The organism is Pseudomonas sp. HMSC065H01, from assembly GCF_001815235.1.
Lineage (GTDB): Bacteria > Pseudomonadota > Gammaproteobacteria > Pseudomonadales > Pseudomonadaceae > Pseudomonas > Pseudomonas aeruginosa.
Genome location: NZ_KV819881.1, coordinates 22,695 through 33,955, shown reverse-complemented (window position 1 = coordinate 33,955; position 11,261 = coordinate 22,695). Strand labels below are relative to the sequence as shown.

Sequence of the window (11,261 nt, the reverse complement as noted above, 5' to 3'; positions counted from 1 at the left end):
GGCGGTTGGCCCGGCGGTTCAGCTCGGCGTAGCTCCAGCGCTGTTCCAGGCAACTGGCGGCGATGCGCTGCGGATGGGCTGCCACCTGCGCCTCGAACAGCCGCACGTAGCCTTGCTCCAGCGGGTAGTCGCGGGCGCTGCGGTTGCAGCCGTCGAGGAGGAAGTCGCGCTCGTCCTCGCCGAGCAGCGGCAAGGCCTCCAGTTCGCCGTGGAAACCGTCGGCCAGGGCCAGTAGCAGGCGCTTGAACTCGCCGAGCAGGCGCTCGACGGTCGGCGCCTCGAAGTAGCGCTGGTCGTAGGACAGGTGCAGGCCGAGGTCATCACCCGGATAGCAGACCACGGTCAACGGGAAGTTGGTGTGGGTACGCCCGGAGTCGGAACTGGCGTTCAGGCTCTGCGCGCGGTCCAGTACCGAGACTTCCACCGGAGCGTTCTCGAACACGAACAGGCTGTCGAACAGCGGCTGGCCCTTGGGCAGCTCGCTGCTTTCCTGGATGGCTACCAGGGGTAGGTGCTCGTGCTCGCGCAACTCCAGGTTGCGCTCGAACAGCCGGTTCAGCCATTCGCGTACCGTGCAGCGCTGGCCGGCGGCCGGCATCTGCACGCGCAATGGGATGCTGTTGATGAACAGGCCGACGGTGCGCTGCATTTCCGGCATGCCCACCGGGCGCCCGGCCACGGTGACGCCGAACAGCACGTCGCGCTCGCCGCTGAAGCGGCGCAGGGTCAGCGCCCAGGCGGCCTGGGCGAAGGTGTTGACGGTGAGCTGGTAGCGCTGCGCCAGTTCGCGCAGGCGCGCGCCGTCGGCGGCGTCCAGACGCGTGTAGCGGTCACCGACGATCATCCCGCCGCTTTCGCCGGCGTGCTCGCGGAGGAACGGGCGGTCGCTGGGCACCAGGGTCGGCCGCTCGAAGCCGCGCAGGCTCTCGCTCCACCAGCGTCGCGATTGCTCCAGGTCCTGGCGTTGCAGCCAGGCGATGTAGTCGCGGTAGCGCGGCGGCGTCGGCAGGTTCGCCGGGCGGCTTTCGCCGAGAGCACTGTAGATCTCGAAGAAGTCGTTCATCAGCAGGCCACGGCACCAGGCATCGATGAGGATGTGGTGGTTGCTCATCATGAACCAGTAGCGCGCCTCGCCCAGGCGGATCAGGCGCAGGTGGAACGGCGGCTGTTCGAGCAGGTCGAAGCCGGCCTCGCGCTCGCGCTTGTGCAGCGCTTGCAGGCGTTCCTCGTGGCCGTCCTCCGGCAGTTCGCTCCAGTCGAGGAACTCGATGCGGGTGCGACCGGGCTTGTGGATCACCTGCAACATCGTTTCGCCGGCATTCCAGACGAACGACGCACGCAGCGCCTCGTGGCGGGCCACCACCGCCTGCCAGGCAGCGGCGAAGCGCTCGGGATCGAGCGGGCTGTCGATCCGGTAGCGGTCCTGCATGTAGTAGATGCCGGTGCCCGGTTCCAGCAGGGTGTGTAACAGCAACCCTTCCTGCATCGGGGTCAGCGGATAGACGTCCTCGATCTCGCCGGCCGGCACCGCCAGGGCGTCCAGTTGCGCCTGGCTCAGTTGCGCCAGCGGGAAGTCGGACGGGGTCAGGCCGCCGGCGCCGTCTTCCAGGCAATGCTCGATCAGCGCCTGCAGTTCGGCGAGATAGGCCTGCGCCAGCTCGTTCACCGTCCGCGCGTCGTAGCGCTCGCGGCTGTAGGTCCAGCGCAGCACCAGCTCGCCGCCGTAGACCTGGCCATCGACGCTCAGCTCGTTGGGCAACGGCGCCTGCTCGTCGTGGATCGGCCCGGTGGGCTGGTCCAGCGGCTGGAACAGGGCGTCGGCGAAGCTCTGGTCGAACTGTCCGAGGTAGTTGAAGGTGATCGGCGCCGTGGGCAGCGCGGCCATCGCCTGGCGCACCGCCGGATCGGCGAGGTAGCGCAGCACGCCGTAGCCGAGGCCTTTGTGCGGCACCGCGCGGAGCTGTTCCTTGATCGCCTTGATCGACTCGCCCGGGCTCTGCGCCGGGGTCAGGCGCAACGGGTAGGCGCTGGTGAACCAGCCGACGCTGCGGGTCAGGTCGATATCGTCGAACAGCGCCTCGCGGCCATGCCCTTCCAACTGCACCAGCGTCGATGGCTGCCCGCTCCAGCGGCAGAGCACGCGAGCGAGGGCGGTCAGCAGCAGGTCGTTGACCTGGGTGCGGTAGGCCGCCGGCGCCTGTTGCAGCAATTGCCGGGTACGTTGCGGGTCGAGCCGCAGGCTGACACTTTCCGCCAGCGCCTCGCGGTTGTCGCCCTGCGGGCGGTCGCACGGCCACTCGACCGGCTGCCCACCCAGCCGGGCTTGCCACCAGCCCAGCTCCTCGCGCAGCGATTCGCTGCCGGCGTAGGCCTGCAGGCGTCCGGCCCAGTCGCGGAAGGCGCTGGTCTTGGCCGGCAGCGCCGGTTCGGCGCCCTCGGCGAACTGACGGTAGACCTGTTGCAGGTCCTCCAGCAGCACCCGCCAGGACACCCCGTCCACCACCAGGTGGTGGATCGCCAGCAGCAGGCGTTGCTCACCGGCCGGGCCGTCCACCAGCACCGCGCGCAGCAGCGGCCCCTGTTCGAGGTCGAGGCTGCGCTGGGCCTTGGCGAACAGCTCGGCGCATTCGTCGAAGGATTGCACCGGGACGTGCCAGAGCAGTTCCTGTTCGCGCAGCGGACGATGCTGCGCCAGCCACTCGCCGTCGACCTGGCGGAACGCCAGGCGCAGGGCATCATGCTGTTCGACCAGGCGTTGCAGGGACTTGCGCAGCAGACCGAGGTCAATGGCCTGCCGCGGCTGCAACAGCAGCGCCTGGTTCCAGTGTTCGCGGCGCGCCAGCGGCAGGTCGAAGAACCAGTGCTGGATCGGCGTCAGCGCGCTGTCGCCCTGCACCGGCCCCTGCTCGGCCTGGCTGGCCTGGCTGTGCCGGGCCACCGCGGCGAGGCTCTGCACGGTCTGGTGCTGGAACAGGTCGCGGGGGCTGAAGTGGATGCCGAGCTGGCGGGCGCGGCTGACCACCTGGATCGACAGGATCGAATCGCCGCCCAGTTCGAAGAAGTTGTCGCCGAGACCTACCCGCTCGACGTTCAGCACCTCGCGCCAGACCCCGGCCAGTTGCTGCTCCAGCACGCTGCGCGGGGCCTCGTAGGCCTGCCGGTTGAGCGCCGGGTCGGGCGCCGGCAGCGCGCGGCGGTCGAGCTTGCCGTTGGCGGTCAGCGGCAGGCTGGCGAGCAACAGCAGGTGGGCCGGCACCATGTAGTCCGGCAATTGCTGCTTGAGATGCGTTTTCAGCGCCTCGCGCAGCGCCGCCTGGGCGTCCTCGTCCTGCTCGGCCACCGCGCTGGCGACATAACCGGCCAACTGCTTGCCGCTCGGGCTGTCGAGCGCCAGGACCAGCGCTTCGCGAACCTGCGGATGCTCCAGCAGGCGCGCCTCGATCTCGCCCAGTTCGATGCGGAAGCCACGGATCTTCACCTGGTGGTCGATGCGGCCGACATATTCCACCTGGCCGTTGTCGCACAGGCGCACCAGGTCGCCGGTGCGGTACAGGCGGCCGCCCTCGGCAGCGAAGGGATCGGGCACGAAGCGCTCGGCGCTGAGCGCCGGACGCTCATGGTAGCCGCGCGCCAGGCCGGCGCCGCCGACGTAGAGTTCGCCGGTCGCGCCCTGCGGCACCAGGGCCAGGTCGGCATCCAGGATGTAGGCGACCCGCGCGCCGACCACGCTGCCGATCGGCACGCTGGCGGCACCCTCCTCCAGTCGTTCGGGAGCCAGGCAGGCCAGCGGCATGACCACCGTCTCGGTCGGTCCGTAGGCATTGAAGAACGACGCCGGGGCGAAGGCCTGGCGAATCCGTTGCAGGTGCTCGCCGGTCAGCGCTTCGCCGCCGGTGATGCACATGCGCACCGGCAACTGCCGGCCCTGGCTCTCCAGCCACTGGGCGAGCTGGCTGCCGTAGCTCGGGGTGAAGCCGAGGATGCTCACGCCCTCCGCGCGGATCAGCTCGCAGATTTCCTCCGCGCCCCACTGGCCCTGGGCCCGCAGCACCACGCGGGCGCCGCACAGCAACGGGGCCAGCAGGCGCTCGCTGGCAGCGTCGAAGTTGATCGAATAGAAGTGCAGTTCGCAATCCTCGGCGCGCATGCCGAAGCACTCGATCACCGCGGCGCAGTGCATGGCGATCTCGCCGTGGGAGACCGCCACGCCCTTCGGCTTGCCGGTGGAGCCGGAGGTATAGATCAGGTAGGCCTGGTGCTGCGGCCCGCTCAGCGCTGCCAGCGGCGCGGGGTCCTCGGCGTCCAGCGCCGGGCCGTCCTCCTCGAGGCACCAGCGCGCCACGCCTGCCGGCAGCTCGCCGAGGGCCTCAAACAGCGCCGCGTGGCTGAGCAGCAGGCGTACGCCGCTGTCCTCGATCATGTATTGCAGGCGCTCCAGCGGATATTCCGGGTCCAGCGGCACGTAGGCGCCGCCGGCCTTGAGGATCGCCAGCAGGCCGACGACCATCTCCAGCGAACGCTCCAGGGCCAGGCCGACCCGCACTTCCGGGCCGACGCCGTGACTGCGCAGGACGCGCGCCAGACGGTTGGAGCGGGCATCGAGTTCGGCATAGCTCAGGGTCTGTCCTGCGAAGGTCAGCGCCGGGGCCTGAGGGCTGGCCGCCACGCGGGCGGCGAACAGGCCATGGAGGGTGTCCTGGAGCCCTGCCTCGCCGGCCGTGCCGGCGAGCAGCAGTTGCTTCCGCTCCTCGGCGGCGAACAGCGGCAATTCGGCAATGCGCCGCTGCGGGTCGCCCAGCAGCGCCTCCAGCAGGTTCTGCCAGTGTCCGGCCATCCGCGCGATGCGCGGTTCGTCGAACAGGTCGCGGCTGTAGGTCAGGCAGCAGCCGAGGCGCTGGTCGAGGTCGGTGACCTCCAGGTTGAGGTCGAACTTGGTCGCCCGCGCATCGTTGGCGATGTACTCGACGGTCATCCCGGCCAGTTGCCGGGTCTGCTGGAACTCCCAGCGCTGGACGTTGCACATCACCTGGAACAACGGGTTGTAGGCGGCGCTGCGCGGCGGCTGCAGGGCTTCCACCAGGTGGTCGAACGGCAGGTCCTGGTGCGACTGGCCATCGATCACGGTCTGCCGCACCTGCTCAAGCAGCTCGCCGACGCTCATCTGTCCGTCGAGCCGGCAGCGCAGCACCTGGGTATTGAGGAAGGCGCCGATCAGCCCTTCGCTCTCCGGGCGGATGCGGTTCGCCACCGGCGCGCCGATACGCAGGTCCTGCTGGCCGCTGTAGCGGTAGAGCAAGGCCGCAAGGGTGGCGGTCATGGTCATGAACATGGTCAGCCCGCGGGCGGCGTTGAAGCGACGCACGCGCTCGGCCAGCTCGGGGCTCAGGTCGAAGCGGTAGAGGTCGCCCTGGTGGCTCTGCACCGGCGGGCGTGGCCGGTCGCCCGGCAGTTCGAGCAGCGGATGCTCGTTGCCCAGCTGGGCCTTCCAGTAGTCGAGCTGGCGCTGGCGCTCGCCGCTCTCCAGCCACTCGCGCTGCCACACGCTGTAGTCCAGGTACTGGACCGGCAACGGCTCCAGCGGCGATTCGCGGTCGTCGAGGAAGGCCTCGTAGAGCGCGCCCAGTTCGCGGGCGAAGATGTCCATCGCCCAGCCTTCGGTGACGATGTGGTGCAGGGTCACCACCAGGTAGTGCTCGCGCTCGGCCATCTTCACCATGCAGACCCGCAGCAACGGCCCGCTCTCAAGGTCGAAGGGCCGGTGCGCCTCGCTGTCGGCGAGGGTCTGCAGGTGCTGCTGGCGGCTGTCGCGGTCGAGCGCGGAGAAGTCCTGCCAGTCCATGTGCAGGCCGCCATCGCCGTGCACGCGCTGTACCGGCACGCCGTCGACGCTGGGGAACGTGGTGCGCAGGGTCTCGTGGCGCTGCACCAGGGCCTGTAGCGCGGCCTCGAAGCGCGCCACGTCCAGCGGCCCGCTCAGGCGTGCCAGGCCGCCGACGTTGTAGGCCGGGCTGTCCGGCTCCAGTTGCCAGAGGAACCACATGCGCTGCTGCGAGTAGGACAGCGGCACCGGCTGCTCGCGGTCGATGCGGCGGATCGCGCCGTGGCTGTCGGTACGTCCGGCGGCCTGGGCTGCGCGGACCTGTTCGCAGAAGGCCTCCAGTTCGCTGGCCTCGAACAGCGCGCGCAACGGCAGTTCGACGTCGCAGGCCTGGCGGGTGCGCGAGACGATGCGGGTGGCCAGCAGGGAATGCCCGCCGAGCTCGAAGAAATCGTCGCGCAGGCCGACCCGCGGCAGGCCGAGCACTTCGCTCCAGATCGCGGCGATGCGCCGTTGCAGCTCGGTCCGCGGCTCGACGTGCTCGCGCTGCTGCCAGACCGGCTCCGGCAGCGCCCGCGTATCCAGCTTGCCGCTCGGGCCGAGGGGCATCTGCGCCAGGCGCATCAACTGCGCCGGAACCATGTATTCCGGCAGTTCGGCCTGTAGCGCGGCGCGCAGACGCTGGTTCTGCTCGGCTTCCGCCTCGGCGCCGACAGCGCCGGTGTAGTAGCCGACCAACTGGCTGCCGGCCACGCCTTCGCGGATCACCACTACCGCCTGGGCCACCCCCGGCTGCGCCAGCAGGCGTGCCTGGATTTCCTCCGGCTCGATGCGGAAGCCACGCAGCTTGACCTGCTGGTCGAGGCGGCCGAGGTATTCCAGCACGCCGTCGGCGTTCCAGCGCGCGCGGTCGCCGGTGCGGTACAGGCGCTCGCCAGCGGCCGAGAACGGATCGGCGACGAAGCGCTCGGCGCTCAGCGCCGGGCGCCCCAGGTAGCCGCGGGCCAGGCCCAGGCCGCCGATGCACAGCTCGCCGGCGACGCCAGCCGGCAGCAGGTTGAACTCGGCGTCCAGCACGCGGCAGACCACGTTGCCCAGCGGCCGGCCGATCGGCGAACGCTCGCCGTCTTCCGCGCGGCACTGCCAATGGGTGACGTTGATGGCGGTCTCGGTCGGCCCGTAGCGGTTATGCAGGGCCACCGCCGGCAGGCGTTGCAACACGCGGTTGCGCAGCTCCGCCGGAAGCGCCTCGCCGCCGGAGAACAGGCGGCGCAGGCTGCCGCAGGCGGCGACGCCGGGTTCGTCGATGAACAGTTGCAGCAGCGGCGGCACGAAGTGCAGCGTGGTCACCCCGAACTGCCGCACCAGTTCCACCAGGCGCGCCGGATCGCGGTGCTCGCCGGGGGCGGCGAGGACCAGCCGGCAACCGGTGACCAGCGGCCAGAAGCACTCCCACACCGACACGTCGAAGCTCACCGGCGCCTTCTGCATCAGCACGTCGTCGCCGTCGAGGGCGTAGGTGGCCTGCATCCATTGCAGGCGCTCGGCCAGCGCCGCGTGGGTGTTGCCCACGCCCTTCGGCTGGCCGGTGGAGCCGGAGGTGTAGATGACGTAGGCGAGATTGTCGCCGTGCAGGTGCAGGCCCGGTGCCTGGCTCGGCCAGTTGTCGAGCTTGAGGCTGTCCAGGCAGATCGGCGTGACGCCCTCCGCGCCAGGCAGGCGCTCGAACAGATGGGCCTGGGTCAGTAGCAACTCGACGCCGCTGTCGGCGAGCATGTAGGCCAGGCGTTCGCTGGGGTAGTCCGGGTCCAGCGGCACGTAGGCGCCGCCCGCCTTGACGATCGCCAGCAGACCGACCAGCAGTTGCGGCGAACGCTCGGCGCAGATCGCTACCCGCACGTCCGGGCCGACGCCCTTGTCGCGCAGGTAGTGGGCCAGGCGGTTGGCCCGGGCGTGCAGTTCGGCGTAGCCGAGGCTGCCGCCGTCCCACTCCAGGGCGACGCGTTCGGCGGACTGCACCAGTTGCCGCTCCAGCAGCTCCGGCAGCCAGGCGCGCGCCGGCTCGCAGGGCGCGCTGCCCCATTCGGCGAGGTGCGCCGCCTGCTCGGCGTCGACCAGGGCGATATCGCCGAGGCAGCGCTGCGGGTCTTCCGCGACCTGGCGCAGCAGCTCCAGGTATTGCGCGGCGAAACGCCGGATGCTGGCCTCGTCGAAGAGGTCCGCGGCGTAGTCGAAATTCAGGGTCAGGCGACCGCGAGCGTCCTCCTCGCTCTGCAGTTGCAGGTCGAACTTGGCTTCGCGGCTGTGCCAGGGCAGCTCGTCGGCGAGCAGGCCGGGCAGCCGGCGCAACGCCGACAGGTCGCGCTGCTGGTGGTTGAACAGCACCTGGAACAACTGGCCGCCCTGGCCGCAGGCTGCGAGCACCTGGTCGAACGGCAGGTCCTGGTTGGCCTGGGCGCCGAGGGTCGCCTCGCGAGCCTCGCCGAGCAACGCGGCGAACGGCTGGCGCGCCCGGGGCGTGCCGCGCAGGACCAGGGTGTTGATGAAGAAGCCGACCAGCCCCTGGGTCTCCAGGCGCTGGCGGTTGGCGCTGGGCACGCCGATGCGGATCTCGCCCTGCCCGCTGTGGCGATGCAGCAGCGCCTGGAACGCCGCCAGCAGCCACATGAAGACACTCGCCTCATGGTCCAGCGCGGCCTCGCGGATAGCCCGCGCCAGGGCTTCGTCGACCCGCAGGCTGTAGCGCGCGGCGGGCGACGCCTGGCGCGCCGTGCGCGGATGGTCGGTGGCCAGTTCCAGCACCGGCGCCGCGTCGCCCAGGCGCTCCCGCCAGTAGGCCAGTTGGCGGGCGCCCTCGCCCGCGTCCAGCCACTGCCGTTGCCAGGCAGCGAACTCGGCGTAGTGCAGTTCCAGCGGCGCCAGGTCGGCCGGCTGGCCGCCGCAGGCTTCGGCGTAGAGCCGCGAGAATTCGTCGAGCAGCAGGTTCAGCGACCAACCATCGGCGACGATGTGATGCAGGGTGACCCAGAGCTGGTGCTCCTGTTCGTCCAGGCGCACCAGGCTGACCCGCAGCAGCGGCCCCTTTTCCAGGTCGAACGGCTGCTGCGCCTCGGCTTCGCGGCGCTGCGCGGCAGCCGCGGCGCGTTCGTGCTCGGCCAGCGCGGCGAGGTCGACGAACTGCCAGGCGAACTCGCCCCGCTCGTCGATACGCTGCAAGGCCGCGCCGTCGCGCTCGAGGAAACGCGTGCGCAGCGCTTCGTGGCGTTCGACCAGGCGCTGGAAGCTGGCGCGCAGCGCCGCTTCGTCCAGCTCGCCGCGCAGGCGCAGGCCGCCGGGGATGTTGTAGGCGGCGCTCTGCGGATCGATCTGCCAGGTCAGCCAGAGACGCTGCTGCGCCGCCGACTGCGGCAGGTCGACACCGCGCGGCAGGTGCGCCATCGGTGCCTCGGCCGGCAGGCCGGCGGCCAGTTGGCGGGCCACCGTGGCGCTGAAGGCCTGCAGGGTCGGCGCCTCGAACAGTTGGCGCAGGTCGAGGGCGACGCCGAGACTGTCGCGCACCTGGGCGACCACCTGGGCGGCGCCGATGGAATTGCCGCCAAGCAGGAAGAAGTGATCGCGCGGCGCTACCTGCGCCACGCCCAGCCGGGCCTTCCAGATTTCGCCGATGCGTGCCAGCAGTTCGTCGTCGCCTGCCGGCGGCTGCGCCTCCTGCACGGCCTGGAGGCCGGGAAACAGCGCATAGCTGTCCAGGCTGCCGTCTTCCAGGCGCAGGCGGCAGGCGGAACGTTGCAGCTTGCCGCTGGACGTCTTCGGCAAGGCGCCGGGATTGAGCAGCGCCACCACCTTCGGCGCTTCCTGGTAGGCCTCGGCCACCGCCTGGCGGATCGAGTCGATCAGCTCCTGGGCCGGCACCGATTTCTGGACGCCGCGACCGATCTCGGCGGCGATGCCGATGCCTTCCTCGCCATCGACCGTGACCGCGAAGGCCGCGACCCTGCCCTTGCGCGCCGACGGCACCTCGCTCTCGACAGTGCGTTCGATGTCCTGCGGATAGAGGTTGTGGCCGCGGACGATGAGCATGTCCTTCAGGCGCCCGGTGACGAACAGTTCGCCGTCGCGGAGGAAGCCGAGGTCGCCGGTGCGCAGCCAGGTGCGCCCGTCACGCTCGACGAAGGTCTTCGCCGAAGCTTCCGGGTTGCGCCAGTAACCGTGGGCGATGCTCGGCCCGGCGGCCCAGATCTCGCCGACGTTGTCGTCGCTGAGGACCTCGCCGCTCGCCGCGTCGACGATCAGCACGGCGTGTTCCGGCTGGCTGCGGCCGCAGCACATCAGCACGCTGCCTGCGCCTTCGGCGATGCGGTTGCGCGCCAGCGCCTCGCCATCCACCGCCAGGGCGGGAATGCCCTGGCCGCGCTGGCCGCCGGTGACGAACAGGGTCGCCTCGGCGAGGCCGTAGCAGGCGAAGAAACTGGACGCGTCGAAGCGGCTGGCGGCGAATTTCTCGGTGAAGCGTTCCAGGCTGTCCTGGCGGATCGGCTCGGAACCGGAGAAGGCTACCCGCCAACCGCTCAGGTCGAGACGCTGCAGGGCCGACTCGGCGACCCGCTCGCTGCACAGCCGGTAGGCGAAATCGGGACCGCCGCTGACGGTGCCGCCGTACTGGCTGATGGCTTCCAGCCAGCGCACCGGACGTTCGAGGAAGTAGCGCGGCGACATCAGCACGCAGGGTACGCCGCTGAAGATCGGTTGCAGCAGGCCGCCGATCAGGCCCATGTCGTGGTACAGCGGCAGCCAGCTGACGATCACGTCGTCGGCACCGATGCCGAAGCCTCGGCGGATCAGCACCTCGTTGGCGACCAGGTTGCCATGGCTGACCTGCACGCCCTTGGGCAATGCGGTTGAACCGGAGGTGTACTGGAGGAAGGCGATGTGCTCGGGACGCACTTGCGGCTCGTCCCAGGCCTCGGCAACGGCCGGGTCCAACTGGTCGACGCAGAGCAGTTGCGGGGCGTTGGCGGCGGACAGTTGCGCGTTCATCTGCAGCAATGGCTCGCGCAGGTCAGCGGTGGTCAGGACCAGGCGCGGCTCGGCGTCGGCGATGATCGACAACAGGCGTTCCTGGTGATGGCGGCGCGCCGACTCCGGCGGATAGGCCGGCACCGCGATGACCCCGGCATACAGGCAACCGAAGAACGCCGCGACGTAGTCGGGGCCGCTGGGAAACAGCAGCACCGCGCGATCGCCCAGCTGCGCATGGGCCTGCAGGGCCGCGGCGATGCTCCGCGCGCGCAGGTCGAGATCGCGATAGCTGAGGACCACGCCTTCGCCATCGTCCTCGGCGAGGAAGCGCAGCGCCAGGCGCTCGGGCTCCTGGACAGCGCGGCGACGCAGGGCCTGGACCAGGGTGGTGGGAAGTTCGAAGGCGTCCATCATGTGTTTTCCT

1 protein-coding gene is annotated in these 11,261 nt (G+C 70.4%); it reads right to left on the bottom strand.

All coding sequences use genetic code 11. The annotated features are described in order from the left end of the window. Positions 1-11,251, bottom strand: an 11,251-nt coding sequence (gene pvdL, locus HMPREF3014_RS14855) for a pyoverdine non-ribosomal peptide synthetase/polyketide synthase PvdL (RefSeq protein ID WP_070753837.1), incomplete at its 3' end; no start/stop codon positions are given. Positions 11,252-11,261: the final 10 nt, after the last annotated feature.